Source organism: Nonomuraea sp. NPDC050451, assembly GCF_044458585.1.
The window spans coordinates 1-19,714 of sequence record NZ_JBITHZ010000070.1 but is presented as its reverse complement, the minus strand read 5'-3'; the positions used below and the strand labels follow the sequence as shown (position 1 = coordinate 19,714).

The 19,714-nt window shown below is 69.2% G+C and carries 19 protein-coding genes and 1 pseudogene; 14 read left to right on the top strand and 6 right to left on the bottom strand.

Features of this window, described 5'->3' with window-relative positions:
- Positions 1-112 precede the first annotated feature (112 nt).
- Positions 113-1,147: an NAD(P)/FAD-dependent oxidoreductase gene (locus tag ACIBI9_RS65870; RefSeq protein WP_397238952.1), complete on the bottom strand. Its 1,035-nt coding sequence runs from the start codon at positions 1,145-1,147 to the stop codon at positions 113-115.
- 319 nt (positions 1,148-1,466) lie between these two features.
- Here ACIBI9_RS65870 and ACIBI9_RS65865 point away from each other — a divergent pair, with 319 nt between their 5' ends.
- Together ACIBI9_RS65865 and ACIBI9_RS65860 are read left to right on the top strand one after the other, a co-directional pair.
- Positions 1,467-3,110 carry an FAD-dependent oxidoreductase gene (locus tag ACIBI9_RS65865; protein ID WP_397238950.1) on the top strand — a complete coding sequence of 548 codons (1,644 nt, stop codon included), beginning with the start codon at positions 1,467-1,469 and terminating at the stop codon, positions 3,108-3,110.
- A 335-nt stretch (positions 3,111-3,445) separates the two neighbouring features.
- Positions 3,446-3,772: a hypothetical protein gene (locus ACIBI9_RS65860; protein ID WP_397238948.1), complete on the top strand. Its 327-nt coding sequence runs from the start codon at positions 3,446-3,448 to the stop codon at positions 3,770-3,772.
- A gap of 4 nt (positions 3,773-3,776) precedes the next feature.
- Here ACIBI9_RS65860 and ACIBI9_RS65855 read toward each other — a convergent pair whose 3' ends face one another.
- Positions 3,777-4,619 (bottom strand): alpha/beta fold hydrolase, encoded by an 843-nt coding sequence (locus tag ACIBI9_RS65855; protein WP_397238946.1) that lies wholly within the window; start codon positions 4,617-4,619, stop codon positions 3,777-3,779.
- Between the two features lie 5 nt (positions 4,620-4,624).
- Positions 4,625-5,542, bottom strand: coding sequence for an oxidoreductase (locus tag ACIBI9_RS65850; protein ID WP_397238944.1), 918 nt, complete (start codon positions 5,540-5,542; stop codon positions 4,625-4,627).
- Between the two features lie 139 nt (positions 5,543-5,681).
- Between ACIBI9_RS65850 and ACIBI9_RS65845 the strand changes: the two genes are divergently transcribed.
- Positions 5,682-6,305 (top strand): TetR/AcrR family transcriptional regulator, encoded by a 624-nt coding sequence (locus ACIBI9_RS65845; RefSeq protein WP_397238942.1) that lies wholly within the window; start codon positions 5,682-5,684, stop codon positions 6,303-6,305.
- A gap of 187 nt (positions 6,306-6,492) precedes the next feature.
- On the opposite strand, the gene ACIBI9_RS65840 is transcribed toward ACIBI9_RS65845, so the two are convergent.
- On the bottom strand, positions 6,493-6,645 hold the full coding sequence (locus ACIBI9_RS65840) for a hypothetical protein (RefSeq protein WP_357618242.1): 153 nt from the start codon (positions 6,643-6,645) through the stop codon (positions 6,493-6,495).
- 235 nt (positions 6,646-6,880) lie between these two features.
- On the opposite strand from ACIBI9_RS65840, the pseudogene ACIBI9_RS65835 reads away from it, so the two are divergent.
- Positions 6,881-7,424, top strand: a pseudogene (locus ACIBI9_RS65835) (zinc-binding dehydrogenase).
- Between the two features lie 378 nt (positions 7,425-7,802).
- On the top strand, positions 7,803-8,054 hold the full coding sequence (locus ACIBI9_RS65830) for a hypothetical protein (RefSeq protein ID WP_397238940.1): 252 nt from the start codon (positions 7,803-7,805) through the stop codon (positions 8,052-8,054).
- Positions 8,055-8,375: 321 nt separating this feature from the next.
- Here the strand turns inward: ACIBI9_RS65830 and ACIBI9_RS65825 are convergent, their stop codons facing one another.
- Positions 8,376-8,879 carry a MarR family winged helix-turn-helix transcriptional regulator gene (locus ACIBI9_RS65825; protein WP_397238970.1) on the bottom strand — a complete coding sequence of 168 codons (504 nt, stop codon included), beginning with the start codon at positions 8,877-8,879 and terminating at the stop codon, positions 8,376-8,378.
- Between the two features lie 88 nt (positions 8,880-8,967).
- Between ACIBI9_RS65825 and ACIBI9_RS65820 the strand changes: the two genes are divergently transcribed.
- From ACIBI9_RS65820 to ACIBI9_RS65785, 8 genes are all read left to right on the top strand, one after another.
- Complete coding sequence (locus tag ACIBI9_RS65820; protein ID WP_397238938.1) at positions 8,968-10,440, top strand: MFS transporter; 1,473 nt, start codon at positions 8,968-8,970, stop codon at positions 10,438-10,440.
- Between the two features lie 33 nt (positions 10,441-10,473).
- Positions 10,474-11,880 (top strand): cytochrome ubiquinol oxidase subunit I, encoded by a 1,407-nt coding sequence (locus ACIBI9_RS65815; RefSeq protein ID WP_397238936.1) that lies wholly within the window; start codon positions 10,474-10,476, stop codon positions 11,878-11,880.
- On the top strand, positions 11,880-12,926 hold the full coding sequence (locus tag ACIBI9_RS65810) for a cytochrome d ubiquinol oxidase subunit II (protein WP_397238934.1): 1,047 nt from the start codon (positions 11,880-11,882) through the stop codon (positions 12,924-12,926). Before ACIBI9_RS65815 ends, ACIBI9_RS65810 begins: the two co-directional genes overlap by 1 nt.
- Positions 12,923-13,195 carry a hypothetical protein gene (locus tag ACIBI9_RS65805; protein ID WP_397238932.1) on the top strand — a complete coding sequence of 91 codons (273 nt, stop codon included), beginning with the start codon at positions 12,923-12,925 and terminating at the stop codon, positions 13,193-13,195. The genes ACIBI9_RS65810 and ACIBI9_RS65805 overlap by 4 nt, the downstream gene beginning before the upstream one ends.
- 79 nt (positions 13,196-13,274) lie before the next feature.
- Entirely contained in the window at positions 13,275-14,876 is a 1,602-nt protein-coding gene (locus tag ACIBI9_RS65800) for an ABC transporter ATP-binding protein/permease (protein ID WP_397238930.1), read from the top strand.
- Positions 14,873-15,286, top strand: coding sequence for a hypothetical protein (locus ACIBI9_RS65795; protein ID WP_397238928.1), 414 nt, complete (start codon positions 14,873-14,875; stop codon positions 15,284-15,286). Before ACIBI9_RS65800 ends, ACIBI9_RS65795 begins: the two co-directional genes overlap by 4 nt.
- Complete coding sequence (locus ACIBI9_RS65790; protein ID WP_397238926.1) at positions 15,253-16,452, top strand: ATP-binding cassette domain-containing protein; 1,200 nt, start codon at positions 15,253-15,255, stop codon at positions 16,450-16,452. The genes ACIBI9_RS65795 and ACIBI9_RS65790 overlap by 34 nt, the downstream gene beginning before the upstream one ends.
- A 257-nt stretch (positions 16,453-16,709) precedes the next feature.
- Complete coding sequence (locus tag ACIBI9_RS65785; protein WP_397238924.1) at positions 16,710-17,096, top strand: hypothetical protein; 387 nt, start codon at positions 16,710-16,712, stop codon at positions 17,094-17,096.
- A gap of 332 nt (positions 17,097-17,428) precedes the next feature.
- On the opposite strand, the gene ACIBI9_RS65780 is transcribed toward ACIBI9_RS65785, so the two are convergent.
- A complete protein-coding gene (locus ACIBI9_RS65780; protein ID WP_397238922.1) occupies positions 17,429-18,295 on the bottom strand; it encodes a LysR family transcriptional regulator in 867 nt (288 codons plus the stop codon).
- A gap of 94 nt (positions 18,296-18,389) precedes the next feature.
- Between ACIBI9_RS65780 and ACIBI9_RS65775 the strand changes: the two genes are divergently transcribed.
- The gene (locus ACIBI9_RS65775) at positions 18,390-19,229 is read left to right on the top strand and encodes a TIGR03620 family F420-dependent LLM class oxidoreductase (protein WP_397238920.1); all 840 of its coding nucleotides are present in this window, start codon (positions 18,390-18,392) and stop codon (positions 19,227-19,229) included.
- The last annotated feature ends 485 nt before the right edge of the window (positions 19,230-19,714 follow it).

Genomic DNA, 19,714 nt, shown 5'->3' with positions numbered 1-19,714 from the left:
TGGCTGAAAACCGTCTGGAAACTGATCGGTTTCCACCTGGGAAAACAGATCGGTTCCTCACCAACGAAGGTGAGGCGAGCGGGTGACGGGCTGAGATCTCAGTGCTTCAAGATCATCCTGTGGCCCCTTTTGGGCCTACCTCGACGATCCCCTGCAGGGCCGCGTCGGTGTCCGCGATGGCCAGCACCTTGTTGATGTCGGCGCCGGCCAGCGCGCCGGCCGCTGCGGAGGCTCCGACCTGGGCGACCGGATCGGTGGCGTTGCCGGCCACCCACACACCCGGCACCTCGGTGATGCCGGCCGCGCCGGAGGCGAAACCGCGGGCCATGTTCGGCAGGTCCTGCACCGGCAGGCCCAGACCTTCCAGGCCCTGGATGCGGGCCTGCATCCGCGGGCCGACCGCGAGGACGCGGCGGGCCACGACCTGACCATCGGCCAGGCGCACCCCGGCGAGGGCACCGCCGGTGTCGTTGACGACCTCGGTGACCGGGGTGTCGATGACGCGGATGCCACGGGCGGCGAAACGGGCGCGGCTGTCTTCGTCCAGTTCGGTGCCGTGGGTGAAGTAGGTCAGGTCCTCGGTCAGCTGACGGAACAGCAATGCGTGGCCGATGGAGGCCGGGCCGGTGGCGAGGACACCGATGGGTTCATCGCGCACCTCCCAGCCGTGGCAGAACGGGCAGTGCACCACGCTGTGCCCCCAGTGCTCGGCGAGCCCGGGCACCTCCGGCAGCACATCCGTGAGGCCGGTGGCCACCAGGATGCGGCGAGCGGTGACGCTGCGGCCGTCGGCCAGGGTGACGGTGAACCGCAGGTCCCCGTCCGCCGACGGAGCGGCAGGCTCGGCCGAGACCACCTCGCCCTGGACGACGCGTCCGCCGTACTGGCGCACCTGCTCGCGGCCCCGTCGAAGGATCTCCGACGGCGGAGTGCCGTCGAAGACGATGAAGCCGTGCACGGCCTCCGCGGGCGCGTTGCGCGGGGAGCCACTGTCGATCACGACGACCGAGCGGCGGGAGCGGGCGAGGATCAGCGCACCGTTCAGCCCCGCGGCGCCCCCGCCGATCACCACCACGTCGACGGTCCCCTCGGCCAGCGCATCGCTCGCGGAGTCCTCGCCGAAGAGCGGCTGGGCCACCTGTGTCATGAGTTCAACCTCCAAGCCGCCTTCGCGGCATCACGGTCCCGCAAGCCCGGACCAAGCCGGTCCGGCGAGCCCAGGACGGTTGTGTACTGAACTGTCAGAAACCTATGCGGTTCTGTACTGACTTGTCAAAGTACGGCAGGTCGGCCATACGATCAGACTGGTCAGGTCCACGAAGGACGCTCGCTGTGGTGGTTGGGCACGGCGGCGATGGCCGTGGCGAGAGTTGAGCCCAGGGAAACGGAAGTCGGGGCCGACGCCGGCAAAACGAGCGGAGAAGAATCGTGACCGGAGTGATTCGCCTGCCAGACAAGGGAGAAGCATGAGCATCATCCCCGTGCCGGACGAGCTGACCCATTACTCGTCCCGTCGGCTGGGCGAGGTCGATGAGGTGGCCTGGCCGGTGTTGAGCCAACACGCCCTGGACCTGTTGCGGTCATCCGGTGAGGAACTGCACCCCGCGCCCGGCGAGTTGCTGTGGGACGCCGGTGATCCCACCGACTTGCACCTCGTGCTGACCGGTGGCGTGCTCCTCGTGGACCGCCGGGAGGACCGGGTCGTCTTCGTGATCGAGGCCGGTGACTTCGTCGGCGAGCTGGGCATGCTGATGGGACAACGCGCCGTCTTCCAGGGCGTGGCCATGGAAGACACCGCGATCCTGCGGGTTCGGGTGGAGGAACTGCGCCGGCTGGTGGAGATCTCGGGGGAGCTGAGCGATGTCCTGCTGTCCGCTTTGGACGCCCGGCGGCGCTTCCTGAGCAGGAAGGGCGAGGGTGGTCTGGTACTGGCCGGAGACGACGACCGCGACCTGCACCGCCTCCAGGACTTCGCTGAACGCAACCAGATTCCCTACCGGACGGTGCTGCGCTCGAACCCGTCGGCGTGGTCGGAGCTGGCGCAGACCTGTGCCTTGCCCGAGACCGGTACGGCCGTTGTCACGGCACAGCGCCGCGTCATGACGGCGCCTACCACGCGAGACCTGGCAACCGCGCTGGGAATCGACCTGTGGGGCATCGCCGACGATTCCCGGTGTGACCTGCTGGTGGTGGGCGCCGGACCGGCGGGGCTGGCCGCTGCCGTGTACGGGGCGTCGGAGGGACTGGACGTGGTCGTCGTCGAGGACGTCGCCATCGGCGGCCAGGCCGGCAGCTCGTCGCGGATCGAGAACTACCTCGGCTTCTACCGCGGCGTGTCCGGGGTTGAACTGGCACGGGCCGCGATGCTGCAGGCGGTCAAGTTCGGGACCAGGCTTCTATCACCCCGCTCAGTCACTGGGCTGTCGGAGGTGACCGACGGGTTTCGGGTGCGGCTCGACGACGAGCACGACGTCCTCGCCTCAGCGGTGATCATCGCCAGCGGCGTGCGCTACCGGCGCCTGGACCTGCCTGGCCTGGCCGACCTGGAGGGCCGTGGCGTCTACTACGCCGCAAGCCAACTGGAGGCCAACCAGGTCTCCGGGCGGAACGCCGTCGTGGTCGGGGGCGCCAACTCCGCCGGCCAGGCGGCCCTGTTTCTCGCGCGGAACGCCGGCCACGTCCACGTCCTGATCCGCCGCGATGACCTGCGCGACACCATGTCGAACTACCTGGCGCAGCGCCTGACCCACCACGAGCGGATCACCGTGCACCCTCGCTGCGAACTGACCGCCGTCCGTGGCAGCAGCCGGCTCAGCGGGCTGACCTGGCACGACCGCGCCCGCGACCGGGACGTACGACTCGACGCGGCCGCACTGTTCCTGATGATCGGCGCGGACCCCTGCACGCCCTGGCTGCACGACATCGGCGTCGACCTCGACGCCAAGGGCTTCGTGCTCACCCACGACAGCTTCGCCACCTCGATACCCGGGCTGTTCGCCGTCGGTGACGTACGCGCAGACTCCGTCAAGCGGGTGGCATCGGCCGTCGGCGAGGGATCCGTGGTCATCTCCGCAGTCCACGCCTACCTCGCCAGCAGAAGGACGTTCTGACCCGAGCCTTACGGCGAGCCATGGTTGAACAGCTCCGGATGCCGGGTCAGCTCGACCCCGGTCCGGCGGATGTGCCCGGAGCGCAATCGCGCTCGGCGTCCACCGAGCCCCAGCGCCGGATCGCATCCAGGAGCAGTCGATGCTCCTCGCGGGGCCTTGCCGGTTTGATGCCGCATCCTTTCTGAGTTGGAAGGGATGCATGTCATGCCGAAGCGGTTGGATCCCGAGCTGGGGCCCGAGCTGCCCGGCTGGTGCTGTAGCACCGTGCCGAGTACCCGACCACATACCGTGGCGGTGCTGGCGGTGTCCAAGAAGGTCGCGGTAGGTAGAAGTCGTTGTGGCGCTGGGTCGCCCAGGCCGAGATTGACGGCGGCGAGGCGCCCGGTGTCACGATCGAGGAGAACGAGGAGAACCGTCGGCTGCGTGAGGACGCGATTCTGAAGGCGGCCACAACTTTCTTCGGGGAGCTCGACCTCTGCAACGGCGGATGGTCGCCGTCATCGACGAGCAGCGTTTACCTGACGGTTCTGACCGAGCGGGTTGAAGGTTGCATCGCTGGTCATCGGGCGGAGATCCGCCCCCTCCCGCCGTCGGCAGCAACGCCATGTCAGAGTCCGCCGCGCGCCGCCGATCCCGGTGGTCTCGCCGCGAGGGTCGAGTGATCCGCTACTGGGCCCATGCCGCGATCCGTTCCGCGATCGCCTCGGGGGCCTCGATGTGCAGGAAGTGACCGACTTCGGGGACGACCTCCAGCGCGTGCGGGGCGGCGAACCGATGTCGGTCGTCGACCTGCGGGGGGAGGATGCAGCCGTCGTCGGCACCGTGGAGCTGCAGCAGGGGCACCGTGATCGGCTGAGACAGGCGGCGCGTCGCCCCAAGCATGCCGGGTCGCAACATCGCCCGGTAGTACTTGATGGGCGCGGGCATGCTCGCCCGCAGGTGCTCGTGTAGCTCCGCCTGCAGAGCCGGATCGAGCGAGAGGCCGGGCGACCACTGACGCCAGAGGCGGTCGATGAGGGCGAGATCGCGGGCGGCGACCATCAAGCCGCTTCCCGGCAGTTGAAAGAGCCCCATGTACCAGCTTCGGCGTAGCTGAGCGGGGCGCGGCCGGCTCAGGAACGTGAGTGGGTGGGGGAATGCGAGCGTGACCGCGCGTTCGATCCGCTCCGGCGCGGTGACGCAGGTATGGTATGTGATCGCGGCGCCCCAGTCGTGGCCGATCAACTCCACGGCTCGCCCGGGAGACCAGCGGTCGATCAGCGCGAGCACGTCGCTGGTGAGGGCTGCGAGGTCGAACGGCCCCGCGGTTGGGGACGGCGCGTAACCGCGAAGCCAGGGTGCGACGACGTGACGTCCGCGGCGGCCGAGCTCGGCGAGGAAGGGCGTCGCGGTCGGCGGATGGTCCGGGAAGCCGTGCAAGACGAGCGTCGGTTGACCATCGGGATCACCACCCTGCAGCGCGTGAAAGGTGCCGTGTGGCAGGTCGAAGGCGACGCGTTCGAACTCCATGTGTGTCAGCCTTCTCCACGAGCGGTCGGACGACAGATGCTGATGCTGGCTTCGGTGTCTCTGGTTTTGGACATGGGCGTCTGCTCAGGCGCCGGGTGTCCTGCGGGGTCAGCCGGCCAGCCGGTTGAGCTTGCGGATTTGGTTGTGAAGGCGCGCGAGGGCACGATCCGGCGCAGGAGGCTGACGCGTGCGGCCATCGAGCCGGCGGTGTAGCGGAGCTTGGGCTTGGAGTCGGTGGAGGCCGCGACGATCACCTTCGCGACAACGTCCGGGTCGTCGGCGGTGCGCACGGCGGTGGCCAGCACGTCTCGGGCGATCTCCCGCTGCGCGGCGTAGACCGGCAGGGGCGAGTCGGGTGCCAGGCTGCTCGCCTCGAAACTCGTGCTGGTGTAGGCCGGCTCGACCAGCAACATCCGGACGCCGTGCTCGCGAAGCTCGTGGTCGACGGACTCGGAGTAGCCCTCGACCGCATGCTTGGCGGCGGCGTAGACGGCCATGAAGGGCGCTGGGATCAGACCGAGTACCGAAGAGACGTTGACCACGCGGCCACCGCCCTGGACGCGCATGTGGGGCAGCACCGCGTTTGTCATCCGCATCAGACCGAAGACGTTGATGTCGAAGACCTCCTTGGCCTGGGTGATCGAGCTCTCCTCGCCGGCACCGACCGCGCCCACGCCTGCGTTGTTGACCAGGACGTCGATCCGACCGAACCGCTCGATCACCTCCTCGACCAGGGAGCGGACCGACTCGTCGCTGGCCACGTCGAGATCGAGGAACGTCACCCCGGCCAGCGGCCCGGCGTTCGCCGCGTTGCGGCTCGTACCGACCACCGCGAAGCCGGCGTCCACGAGGGCGAGCGCTGCCGCCCGCCCGATCCCGGAGGAGGCGCCTGTCACAAGGGCCACTGGGGAAGCTGTCTGCATGGTGGTTCCTTCGGTTGCGGGCATGACTTCGTCGTGCCCAGTGCGGGGTCGCCAGGACGATTGTGTACTGAACAGTCAGAAACCTAGGCGGTTCTGTACTGAGTTGTCAAGTACGGCGGGTCGGCATTACCTTCGGTGTATGGCGAGACCACGAAGCTTCGACCGCGACTACGTCCTGCATGCCGCCGAGCGGCAGTTCCGCGCCTCGGGCTACAACGGCACGAGCGTCGACGACATCAGCTCTGCTACCGGCCTGGGCCGCGGCAGCCTCTACGCCGCGTTCGACGGCAAGCACGGCGTGCTGCTGGAGGCGATGGCCGGCTACTTCGCCCGGCTGAGCCAGGGGCCGCGGAAGATGCTCGCCGGACCGGACGAGGGTGCCCTGGAACGACTGCACCAGTACTTGCTCCGCGCCGTCCATGGGGTGCCACTCGCCGCCGACGTACTCCCCGCCCCTGACCGGGCGGGGGCGGCCTGCTTCGCCGCCAAGATGGCCTTGGAGGTCGGCGCCTCCGACCCCGAGGTGAAACGCCTGGCCAAGGAGTGCTTCTCCGTGGTCCGGACGGCGGTGGCCGAGTGTGTGCGAGCGGCGCAACGCAACGGTGACATCGACCCCGACGCGGATCCCGACGACCTCGCGTACCTTCTGCTGACCATCATCCGCGGGACCGATGTCGTCGGCGCGTACGGCCACAGTCCCGCCCGCCTGACCTCGATCGCGGAGAGTGCGTTCGCCTTGCTGCCTCGCCCGCGCCACACCTGAGAAGGACACGGCCGGCCTCGCTGCACAGGCATCCGATGCGGTCGGCCCGCTTCGACGCCGCGGAGGGCACGGCCCGCAGGTTGACGAGCCGCCGGGCGGTCGTCTGGGCGGTTGGCGAAGAACTGCGCCCGCATCCAGTCGAGTTGCTCCACCGCATGCGCGGTGTCGCCGGGCTTGAACTGCACGGTCAGTCGCCGAACGCCTCGCCGCCAGCAGACGGTGGTACTTCGGCCGCCGCTCCGCCAACTCGGACCGCGTTTGCAGGAAGGAGCAGAACCTGCTGGACATCGACATACAGGTCCACCGCGTCGACCAGCTCGTCCGGGTAAGGCTCACTCACAGCCACGATCTTTATTCCCGCGCGACCAGGGCGGGGCCGACTTCGCGACGAGATCTACGCACGACCACGTGACCTGCGGATCGGCACCTTCGCCGAGTCGATCGCGATCGACGCCGACGACGTCGCGATCAAGCCCTCCTCGCTCTCCTTCGCCGAGGCCGCCGCCGTACCCCTGGTGGCGCTCGCCGCTCAGCAGAGCCTCGTCGACCTCGCCGACGTCCGCCCCGGACAGAAGATGCTGGTGCACGCCGGCGCCGGCGGCCTCGGCTCGACCGCCATCCAACTCGCCAAGCACCTCGGCGCGTACGTCGCCACCACCGCCCACACCCGCGACATCGACAAGGTCCGAGACCTCGGCGCCGACGAAGCCATCGACTACACCACGACCGACTTCGCCGACGTCCTCAACGGCTACGACGTCGTCCTCGACTCGCTTGGGCCCGGCCAGCCTGAAGAAGTCGCTGACGGTCCTGAAGCCCGGCGGACTGGCCATTAGCGTGGTCGGCCCACCCGGCCCGGCCTTCGCAGCGCAGCTCGGCCAGCCGCTCCTCAAGCCGGTCATGGCCGTGCTGAGTCGCAAGCTCCGCAGCCGGGCGAAGCGACTGGGCGTCCGGTACTCGTTCTTCTTCATGCGCGCCGACGGTGCCCAGCTCAAGGCCTTGGCAGCCCTGCATGACGCCGGCACGCTGCGCCCCGTGCTCGACCGCACCTTCGACTTCGACGAAACCTCGACGCCCTCGCCTACGTCGAGCAGGGCAAGGCCAACGGCAAGATCGTGATCACCCATTGACCAAGACGTCGGTGGACCCCCGTTGCCTTTTGACCGTCCCCAGCCGGGACGGCTCGGTGGGCACCAGGTTCCCGAACGTCGTTGCCCCGGTGCGGTGTAAGGCGCGGGTGGCGCTCTGTGTCGGGTCTGGGGGTAACCATCTGCCAGGCGCTGGCGTCGGTGGCCAACGTGCTGGCGAGCCATGCGGCACGCTGGGTGGGGCCGTGTGATCGCCCTGGTCAGCGACATGACTATCCCTTTCTCTCGTACTTGGTCTGCCCCCCTGCTGTCGATCCTGTCGGAGCTGGTGGCGTTCACGGCCGTCGGACTGGTCGCCACCTGGGGGGAACGATTTCCACGCTGGATTCCCGGGATGGGTGGCCGTAGAGTGCCAACGCCGGTCGCCGTCATCCCCGCCGGTCTCGGCGCCGTGGCTTCGACGATCTTGTGGACAGCCTGCTTTATCACCCAGCTGGCCGGAGTGACCCTGCGAGGCGAGCCGACTCCGGCCAACTTCCCCACTCAAGCAGGCGACTGGGAGGCGGCGCTCTTCTACCTCTGCTACCTCCCGCTGCTGCTGTGGGGACCCCTGCTCGCCGCCGTCACCTACGCCTACTATCGGCGCCGCCGGAACAACTGACCCGATCGGCACGGCGCAGGGCCCCCCACTCGGGTCCGCGTCACCAGCCGCAAAGTAACGCTGAGTATCCGTCGTCACTTTGTGTGGTCGCAAGATTGGTCTCTCAGGGAAGGCTGTACGCGCCGCGCGGCTGATCGCCTCACGCGCCGGATCGCCGGGGGGCGGGTTGACCCGATAGTGCTGTCCGTCTGCGCTCCACCACTTGCACCATTGCTCGTGCGGCAGGGCTGGGGGCGGCGGCTTCTTCAGTCCTCGCCACACCTGGGCGTGTGGGCGCGCTGTAGGGACCGCGACGCGGCACTGAGTCGAGCTTCTGCCGGCTCATGCCGCCGGCTTGGCGGGCGGGGTTCCGGATCGGGCTGCGATCAGGCCGGCTTCCACCGCTTTGAGCAGCGTGAGGGCCGCGTCGAGGTTGCCGGCGTCGTGGCCGGCGGCTGCTGCGACGACTGTGGCCCATTCCTGCCGGACGAGGGCGTAGTTGGTTCTGCCGCGCTCGGTCAAGTGGACGGTCACCCCGCGGCGATCGTCCGGGCAGGGGCGCCGCTCGATGAGATCTTTGGCTTCGAGCCCGCGCAGGACGGCGGACAGGTTGGTGCGTTGCAGCCCGGTGGCGGTGGCGATCCGGCTGGGCGGGGCGGCGGGATCGCCTTGCAGGTGACGCATCACCATGCCTTCCGACGGCGACAACTCGACGGCCCGTTCGTCGGTGTAGCCGCGGAACTGGATCTCCCGGGCGATGATCAGCGCCAGGTCCGCCAGGTCGGCCCAGCGCGGATCCGCGTCTGAGCCGAGCTCTTCGCCCAGCTGCTGCGATAGGTCGTACATCACACCTTCAAGGGTAAACCGTTCACCAAAAATAGTTATATCTTCATAGTAGTAATGGATTCATAACTACCTAGGCGGAGGTTCCATCGTGACCGCTATTCCGGCCCAGCACGCGGGTGCTGAGCACGCATCCCCGCGCGCCATGGCACAGGCTGGCGGGCTGCACCCGTTCGGGGTCTTCATCCTGCTGGCCGGCGCGTTCTTGCCGATCATGGACTTCTTCATCACGAACGTCGCGCTGCCGAGCATCGACGCCTCGCTGCACGCCTCGGCGTCGTCCCTGGAGCTGATCATCGCCGGATACGGCGTGGCCTACGCGGCGCTGCTGGTGCTGGGCGGCCGGTTGGGCGACCGCTACGGCCGGCACCGGATCTTCCTCGGCGCGCTGGTGGGCTTCATCGTCGCCTCTCTGTCGTGCGGCATCGCCCCCACCATCGAGGTGCTGATCGGGGCCCGCATCGTGCAGGGCGCCACCGCCGCGCTGCTCATCCCGCAGGTGCTGGCGACGTTCCACCACACCCTGGAAGGGGAACGCAAGGCTCGCGCGGTGGGCCTGTACGGAGCGACCTCCGGCATCGCCGCCGTGGTCGGACAGCTGGTGGGCGGTCTGCTGGTGTCCGCCGACATCGCCGGCGCGTCATGGCGGCCGATCTTCCTGGTCAACGTGCCCATCGGCCTGATCGTGCTGCTGGTGGCGGCCCGGATCGTGCCCGGCACCCGCTCGCAGCACCCCGCCGGCATCGACCTGCCCGGCACGGTGTTGTTCGCCGCCACCCTCATCGCCCTGCTCATCCCGCTGACCGAGGGGCACTCCCTGGGCTGGCCGTGGTGGACCTGGGCGCTGATCGCCCTGGCGGTCGTGCTGGGCACCGTGACCTTCGTGGTGGAGAAGCGCGCCGAGCGCCGCGGTGAGACTCCGCTGCTGCCGCCGTCGCTGCTGCGCCTGCCTTCGATGTCGCGGGGGCTGGCCATGGTGCTGGCCTTCAGCGTGGGCTTCGGCGCGTTCATGTTCGTCTTCGCCCTGACCGTGCAGAACGGACTGCATGAGGACGCGTTGCACGGCGGTCTGGCGATTCTGCCGATGGCCCTGCTGTTCTTCGCCGGTTCCCTGCTGGCGCCGCGCCTGATCACCCGCTTCGGCCGTGCCGCCCTGGCCACCGGTGCCGTGGTGCAGGTCGCCGGACTGGCTCTGCTGGTGACGATAGTCGTCCAGAAGTGGCCGCACGTCAGCCTGTGGGCCATGGCCGTACCACTGGCCCTGGCCGGCGCCGGGCAGTCGATGTTGTTCACCGGCCTGTTCCGCAGCGTGCTGGCCGACGTCCCCGCCCACCTGGCCGGCATCGGCAGCGGCGTGCTGATCACCCTGCAGCAAAGCGGGCTCGCCCTCGGCGTGGCCGCCCTCGGCACCCTCTATCTCGCGCTGGAACCGCACAACGTGCCCCATGCCTTCGCCGATGTCGAATACGTGCAGATGGGCATCATCGCCCTGCTCGCCGTCGGCGTCGCGGCCCTGCCGCGATTCACCCAGGCCTCCGCCGGCACCCCCGTGATCGAAGGCTGATGGGCAACGACCCCATGCTTGCAAGGAGCAGCAATGAGTCTTCTGGACCTGTCCCGATGGCAGTTCGCCGTCACCGTCATGTTCCACATGACCTTCCCGGCGATCACCGTAGGACTCTCGATCTTTCTGTCGGTCGTCTATGGCATGTACTGGCGCACCGGAAAGCCGGTCTATCTGCAGATGTTCCGGTTCTGGCGGCGCATCTTCGCCGTGGGCTTCGCGATCGGCGTGGTCGCCGGAGCCGTCATCACGTTTGAGATGGGTCTGAACTGGGGCGTGTACGGCGCGAAGACCGGACCGATCATCGGGCCGATCCTCGGCATGGAAGTCGTGACCGCCTTCTTCGTCGAGGCCGGATTCATCGGCGTCCTGCTCTACGGGGAAGGCCGCGTCCGCAAGCCCACCATGTTCGTGTCCACCATCATGGTGGCGCTGGGCACCCTGCTGTCGTCCACCTGGATCATCGTGGCCAACTCGTGGATGCAGACACCAGCCGGATACCGGCTCGTCGACGGCCGATTCGAGCCCACGGACTGGATGCGGGTCATCTTCAACCCGTCGTTCGTCTGGCGCTGGCCGCACATGGTGGCCGCCGTGCTGGTCTCGGCCGCCTTCTTCATGGCCGGGATCTCGGCCTGGTATCTCGTCAAGGGACGGGCGAAGGGCTTCGCCCGCCGTTCGATGTCGATCGCCCTCGGCGCCGCCGCTGTGTTGATGCCCGTCCAGCTCTACCTCGGTGACAGCGTCTCCGGCCACGAACTGCCGAGCCAGCTGCCGAAGCTCGAGGCGATCGAAGGAAACTGGGCCGGCGGCAACACCGGCTTCATCCTGTTCGCCATCCCGGACCAGCAAGCCGCCCGCAACATCGCCGAACTCAACATTCCCTGCCTCGGCAGCGCCATCTCCGCCAAGGATCTCAGCTGTGGCACCGCGATGCCGGGCCTGGATCGCACCCCGGCGGCCGACCGGCCGGACATGGCCGCGACCTTCTGGGGCTTCCGCGTCATGTTCTTCGCGGCCGTGCTGATGTTCGGCACCGCGTTCGCCGCCACCATCCTGCGCATGCGCAACCGCCTGTGGACCGCGCGGCGCTTCCACAGATTCGTCCTCTGGACGACGCCCGCGGGCATCCTCGCCATCCTCGGCGGGTGGGTCACCGCCGAAACAGGGCGGCAGCCGTGGATCGTGTTCGGTCAGCTGCGCACCTCAGAGGCCGTGTCGAAGCTGGCGCCCGGCGAGGTCCTGTTCTCGGTGATCGGATTCTCCGTGCTCTACCTCGTCATGCTCGTGGCCTACATCGCCTACATTCTCCACACGGTTCACCTCGGCCCGGAGCGGGACGATCCTCGACGCGAGCCCCGGCCCGATGCGCCGGGCACGGCGTCGATCCAGCTCTCCGGCAGCCCTGCCCTGCTCGGCCCGCGGGAGGTGGCGGCCTGATGATCACCACATTGTGGCTGGCAGTCGTGCTGCTCTGCCTGCTGATGTACGTCGTGCTGGACGGCTACGACCTGGGCGTCGGCGTGGCCACTCTCATCGAACGCGACGCCAACCACCGGCGGCACATGCTGGAATCGGTCGCGGTGGGCTGGGACGGCAACGAGACGTGGCTCATCCTGCTCGGCGTGGGCCTGTGGGCCGGGTTCCCGCTGGCGTTCGGCACGATCCTTCCGCACGCCTACCTGCCCATGACCGTGGTGCTGTTCTCGCTCATCGTGCGCGGTGTCAGCGTCGAACTCGCGTCCCAGTCGCCGCCGGCGCGTCTCTGGACCACCGCCTTCGGCGTGGCGTCGTTGCTGGCCGCGTTCGCCCAAGGCCTCACTCTGGGCACGTTGACATCCCCTCTGCAGTTGCACGACGGCGACTTCGCCGGGACGGCGTTCGGGGCCCTCAGTTGGTTCTCAGTGTTGACCGGCGCCACCGTCACGGCCGCGTACACCACCCTGGGGTATGCCTACACCAAGAAGAAGTCGACCGGCCGTCTGCGCGTGTCGGCGGCACGCAGGGGCATGGTCGCCACGGCGGTGACCGCCGGGTTGCTGACGGCGGTGCTGTTCGCCATCAACGCCACCGCAGCGCCGCTGAATCTGGCCAGTCCCGGACGCGCCTTCGCCTTCGGCGGCCTGCTGCTGTTCGCCGCCGCGGGAGCCGTCGTCTCGCTGGTCACGTTTCCGTGGAAGCAGCAGACCAGCGCAGCCGACACCCTGCCGATCGGCGGGCTCGTCGTCGCGGTGGTGGCGGTCTTCCTCGCCCTCGGAGTGGCTCGATATCCGGTCATCATGCCGCCGGATCTCACCGTCACCGCCGCGGTCGGCCCCCACAACACCATGGTCTTCGTCCTCATCGGCATCGGGCTGAACCTGCCGCTGGTGCTGGCGTACAACGTGTTCGCGCACCGGGCCTTCGCCGGCAAGCTCGACGCCGGACCGCCGGCCGGTGAACCCCCCGCCGCGAACAGTCCCGCCCTCGCAGGAGCACACTCATGACCACCCATACCGCTCACCACAGTCCAGGCCACGGCGGCGCCCATCGCGCATCCGTCCTGCCGTCTCCTGTCCGTGTCGTCCTGCGCCTGCTCGCCGCCGCGGCCTGGACCGTGCTCGGACTGTTCGCCTACCTCGTCAGCCAAGGGATGTTCGGTGGCTACCCGCAGGTCCACTCGGGGCTCCTGACCACCCTTGGCATGATCGCCATCGCCCTGACCGGCGGCATCGCCTGGATCGTCGACGAGCGGCGTCCTCATGACGACGAATGAGCTCGGGCGGCGGGCTGACACCTGGCTCGCCGCGTGTGCCACACCCGCAAGGCGCTGGTTCGGTCTGTCAGGCGCTGCGATGACGCTCGAGACGGTGTTCACCATCGCCCGCTGGGCCGCCCTGGCGTGGATCGCCCAGGGTGTGATGCGTCGCAGCACGGCGCAGTCCATGCAGGGCGCGGCACTCTTCGCCATCACCGGCGCGCTGGCTACGGCGGCCGGCTGGGCGGCGGGCGAATTCCGCCGGCGCGGCGCCCTCAAGGTGGCCGGCCACCTGCGGCGGCGTCTCGCCGGGGCGCTGCTGCCGGTCACTCGGCGGACCCGCGACACCGGCCCTGCCGAGGCCGCGCTGGCGATGGTCGAGTACGTCGACGACGTGGCCGGCTATCACGCCCAGGTCGCGCCGCTGCGCCGGTCGGCCCCGCTATGCATGCTCGCCGTCTTGGCGGCCACCGCCGTGCTGCACTGGCCGGCGGCGATCGTCCTCGTCCTGACCAGCGCCCTCATCCCGGTCAACATGCGGTTGGCCGGGTTGTTCGCCCAGCAGGGCGCGGACCGACAGCAGGCAGCGACGCAGCGGTTCAACGCCATCGTCCTCGACAGCTTCCGCGGCCTGCGGACGCTACGTGAACTCGGCGCGGCCGGTCGGCGCGGCCGAATCCTGACCCGGGCCGCCGAGCGGGTGAACGCGGCGACGATGAGCGTACTGCGCCGCGCGTTCCTCTCCGGGATGATCATGGACGTCGTCATCACGTTCTCCATCGCCGTGAACGCGACTTACACCGGCATGTCGCTGCTCGGGTACGTCCAGGTGCCGCACGCCCCACGGCTCAGCCTGTTCACCGGTCTGCTGGTGCTGCTGGTGTGCCCGATGTACTTCGCCCCGATGCGCGCCATGGCCTCGGCGTTCCATGTGCGTGAACGCGCCGCCGTCGCAGCCGGAGCCATCAGGGACATCGTCGAGGCCACGCCCACGGAGGCGACCCCGGTGGCGCGACCGCGGCTCAGCGGTCCCGTGGGGGTGGCCCTCAACGCGGTCCGGTTCCGCTACGCGGGCGCTGATCACGACACCATCGCCGCGGACGTCGAGTTCACGCCGGGGAACTGGACCGCGGTGACCGGCGCGTCCGGCGCCGGCAAGAGCACCCTGCTGTCGTTGATCGCCGGCATGCGGCTGCCCTCGGCCGGAGAGGTCCGGTTGGAGACCACCTCGGGACGGCAGCCGCCGTCACTTGGCGAGTCCGTGTGGGTGGGACAGCGGACCGTGCTGCTCGACGCGACGGTCCGCGACAACATCCGCCTCGGCCGCCTGGAGGCAACCGAGCAGCAGATCGAGCTTGCGGTCGACGCCGCCGGGCTACGCGCGATGATCGAGCGTCTCCCCGGCGGGCTCGACGCCCGGCTCGGCGAAGGCGGCTGGGGCGTGTCGACCGGCGAAGCCCGCAGGATCGCCATCGCCCGCGCCCTCCTGCGCGGAGCACGGCTCTGGCTGCTCGACGAGCCGACCGCCCACCTCGACGCGACCAGCGAACGCGACGTCGTCAAGGCCCTGCGGCGCGCCACCTGCGGCTGCACGGTCATCATCGCCACCCACTCCTTCGCGCTGGCCGCCGCCGCCGACACCGTGCTCGCCATCGACAACGGCCGCCTTCACCACGCAAATCTGGCAGGCGCACGATGACCAGCGCCCGACTCCTCCCGAGCGGCGGCCCTCGGCCTCGCCCTCGGGCGCGTGCCCTGGCCGGCGCCGGTCTCGCGCTCGCCGTCATCGCAGAACTGTCCTCCGCCGGCCTGCTCGGCCTGTCGGGCTGGTTCATCAGTGCCTGCGCCGTCGCCGGCGCGGCCACGTTCAGCTCCTTCTCCTACATCGCCCCCAGCGGCGGCGTGCGAGCCTTGGCCCTGGCCCGCATCGCCGGGAACTACAGCAGGCGCCTGACGCTGCACGCGGCCGCCCTGCGGGCGTCGCCGCCGCCCGGGCCGAGCTCTTCCACCAGACTGCGGCCGCCGAGCGGGGCCGGCTGGACGGCATGTGGTCCGGTGACCTCCTCGATCGCAGCATGGCCGATGCCGACGACGCCGGGATGGCGCTGATCCAGTCCACCGCACCTGCCGTCGTCGCCGCCGCGATGGCTGTTTTCGGCGTCCTCGCCGTTGCGCTGGCCACGTCCATCGAACCGGCGGCGGTGCTCGCGGCCGGTGTCGTGATCATCGCGCTGGTGGCGTACCGCACCTCCGGTGCCGGACGTACGGCCGAGCAACGCACGCGCAAGGCTCTGCGCGCGGAAACGGTCACGGCCACCGACGCATGGGCGGAGATGGCGTCGCTCGGCGCCTCCGAGCAACTCGCAGCACGTATGACGGCGAAGTTCGCGCAGCTCGACTCCGCACGCGACGCAATCAGCCGACGCGGGCTACGCACCGCCCTGATCACCGGGCTGGTGGGTGGGGCCACCGTGGCGGCCACGATCGTCAGCAGGATCGGCGTCGATCCGGCCACTTTCGTGTTCGTCGCCCTGATCGCGCTCGGCGTAGTGGCACAGACCCAACAACTGGGGGTCGCCGCAGAAGCCCGAACCGCAGCGGCGGCCGCGCACCGGCGTCTCACGGTGAGCGCGCCGTCACACACTCCGGACGACGTGACCGTTCCGGCGATGCGCTCGTGGGCGACCCAGCACGGCATCGGCTTCGACGGGTATCTTCTGCCGACGGCCCTGCGGCCAGCGCGCCTCATCGGGGCCCGAGTCACCCGAGGGGGAGTCCTCGTCGTCACAGGCCGCTCCGGCAGCGGCAAGACCACATTGCTGCGCGCCCTTGCCTCGTCGGTGCGGGAATCACTCCACCCCGGCGACAACCGGCCCGCCGTCACCGCGGTCGCCGCCGACGACTACCTCTTCACCGGAACGCTCGGGTCGAACTGGCGGCTCGCCGACCCGGCGATGACCGACGAGGACGTCGACGAACGCCTCGCCGGGCTGTGGCTGGATCACAGCGGACTGACTGCCGGCACTCCCGTTGGTCCTGGCGGCAGAGAGCTCTCAGGCGGTGAACTCCGCCGGGTCTACCTGGGCCGGGCACTGGCCACCCGGCCCCATGTGCTGATCGTCGATGAACCGGCGACCGGCCTGGACGACCATACCGCCCGGCACGTACTCGGTATCCTCGCGAACCTGCCCGGCACCGCCGTCGTCATCGCCACGCACGAACTGCCGGCAGCTCTCCGGTCACTCGATCACGTAGCGACGCTGCCGCTCGACTGATGACTGTTGCCAGCACACTCCTACCAGGACTGATGCAGGCTAGCGACCGCGGCGAGCCGGGAGATGGAGGAGCACAGCCGCTTCGTCCGTCTCGCCGGCCGCTGGGTCTACGCGGGCGCGGTGTAGCCGAACGGCCTACTCCTCTGGTCGGAGGTGGCCTGGGGGAATCGGGGAGGACTCTGGCAGAACGCCGGCTTCGCCAGACTGCCGAACTCACCAATGTGATCAACACAGAGCTCTTCTTCCGAATGCCTCGCATGAACAAGCGACTCGAGCAGGCCGGCACCGGAGCGCCCGATGAACTGCACGCACTGCTGGCGATGAACGACACCTACGAAACGTTCGCTCACGAGAGCCGCTACCTCTTCGGGCTCATGTTCAGTTCGCCCACCCTGGAGTCGAGCGAGGAACTCAACCACTACCGCCGGGACACCCTGCGGTTGATAGCGTCGTATGTACGGCAAGCCCAGAAGCGTAACTGGCGCCCTGAGACCGATCCCGACACGCTTGCCGCGCTACTGCTGGTGATCGCTCAGGATTCGGCTCAGCTTTCCGTTACCGGCGTGCTCGACCTTCTCCTCGATCGAAGGCAGCTTGAGGAGCACAGCCGCTTGTGCGTAGAAGCCACGGTCGGCTCGACGTAGCATCTGCCACCGCATGAGACCTGATACATCGGTGGTTGAGGAACTGGCTTCCTGGCTGGTTTCCGCGCCGTCCAGCAGCTCGGTCGAGTGACAACCTCCGAAGGAGTATGTGGCCAAACCGCACAGCGGCAGTCACACAGTGTTACTTTGCGGCTGGTGACGCGGACCCGAGTGGGGGGCCATCAGGCCGGGCCGGCGTCCAGGTAGTCCGTCCAGCTCAGCGGAGGCCTCCTGTCGGTCGCGACCCTCCGCAGCGGCGCCGTCGATCCCACGCTCGGCGAGTGGGCCGCCATCGCCGCACCGCGTCGGGTTCGCATCTTGCTGTGGACGGGTCAATCTCCGAAGGCTGCCTGGTGGGCAGCGACGCAGGTGTGCGGGAGGTCGACCGGTACCACGACGCTGCCGATGATCGTGGTCTGCGGGGTGAACGGGATCGCCCGCACCCGGGTGGAGCGGATCTCCGCGACCTGGTCGCCTGGCAGCACGGTCCAGCTACGCGGATTGAAACCGACCTCGACGATCGTGTCCTGAACCGTCCCGGCAAGGCGGCCGACGCGAGTTTCGACCCCGGCCTTCCGTATCGCGGCTTTCAAGGCCTCCGGCAGGAACAGGCCGTGGTCCCGCGACGGGATCCGCAGTTCGCCGACGGCGAGATCGGCCAGGTCGACTGTCGAGCAACCGGCGGCGAGGTGCTGCACGGACACGACCGCGAACAGCTGCTCCGTCCACGTCGGCAGCACCCGCAGCCCGGGTGCCGAACGCACCCCCCGGGCCAGTGCCAGATCGATCTCCCCCCGTCGCACGGTGTCCAGACGAGCCGCCAGTGGAAGGTCGACCAGCACGACGTCGACGCCGAGTGCCGAGGAGTGCTCGCGCAGCGTGTCGATCCCGCGTTCCAGGCGAGCGGTGAACCCGGCGGTGGTACCGATGCGCATGGTGCCCGCCGGCGCACCGGCGGCGGCCTGGACCCGATCCGCGGCCGCCAGCGCATCACGCGCCGCGGCGAGCACCCGGTGCCCCGCAGCAGTGAGCCGAACCCGGCGCGGTGAACGGTCCAGCAGTCGGACTCCCAGCTCCCGTTCCAGTTGGGCGATCCGCCTGCTGACCGCGGGCTGGGCGATGTGCAGCCGCTCGGCGGCCCGCCCGAAGTGCAGTTCGTCGGCGACCGCAATGAAGTAGCGCAGTGACCGCAGTTCCACCGAGCCCCCCTGTTCTGCGACGATGCCTCCAGGTTATCGAGCGCGTCGGAACTGGTCCTGGTTTCCGAATGGGGCGTGGTGCTGGGATCGGATCATGGATATCGATCTGGGTCTGCTCGGCGCCCACCTACGCGAGCATGAGGTGAGCCCGCAGAGCGCGATGGAGGTGGAGCGGGCCGGCTATGGCACGCTTTGGCTGGACGCATCGCCACCGGCCGACCTCGCCTTCGCGGAGAAGCTCCTCGACGCCACCACCCGGCTGGTGGTCGGCACGAGCGTGGTCAACGTGTGGTCCGCCGACGCCGAGACCGTCGCCGCCTCCTACCACCGAATCGTCGCCAGGCACCCCAGCCGGTTCCTTCTCGGCGTCGGGGTTGGGCACCGCGAGGTCCACGCCGAGTGGGCGTCGCCATATGACACCCTGGTGTCCTACCTGGACCAACTGGCGCTGGCCGGCGTCCCGGCCGAGCGGGTGGTGCTGGCCGCCCTCGGTCCGAGAATGATGCGGTTGGCCCGCGACCGCACCGCGGGTGTCATCCCCTGCATGGTCACGCCCGAGCACACCCGGCGGGCGAGGGAGGTCCTGGGTGCGGGCAAGCTGCTACTTCCCGGCCACTTCGCGCTTGCGGAGCCCGACGTCGAGCGGGCCCGCGCCGTCGCCCGGGCCGCACCGCCAGGGAAGGCGTTGCAGGTCACCAACTACGCGAGCAACCTCCGGCGGCTGGGCTTCACCGACGAGGACCTCTCCGGTTCCGGGAGCGACCGCGTCATCGACGCACTGCTTGCCTACGGCGACCCGGCCGACCTCGCGCGCGGCCTGACCGCGCACCTCGATGCCGGCGCGGACCACGTCGGCGTCTACCCCCTCGGCGACGACCCCATCGCCACCCTCCGAGCGGTCTCCGGCGCCGTGCTGGCCATCAGGCCCGAGTGACCGGGCGGGAACGCGTCGGCGTCCACGTCGGCGTCCACGTCGGCGAGCACCACAACCTCCGGTGCGGGTCCGTCCCAACTGTGTCCAAGCAGTCTCCACGCGGGGGCTGCATCTGCATCAACATCACCCACGCCATGACGGAGCTGGAGGAGCTGCTGCCGACCTTCGGCGGCTGGGAAGGACGGCGGGGTAGTACGCCGGCGGCAGGCTGATCTCAGCCATCAAGATGGCCCACCACACCTGACGTCAGCGCCACCTACTTGCCTAATCCCCGAGTAAGGACGGTCTGGCCAGACGAGAAACGGGCGGGCTGTTCGAGCGCCGGGAACATTCAGGCCGTGAGGCCTTTCCGTAGATCGATGGACGCTCCTTGGTGCTCGTGGTGTGGTAGCGGTCGCGTGGGCACCGGACGGATGCCTTCTACTTGCCAGGCGTCGAGACCTAACGTCAGAGCGGCGGCGTCCGGTTCCCTCTCGGCTGCCACC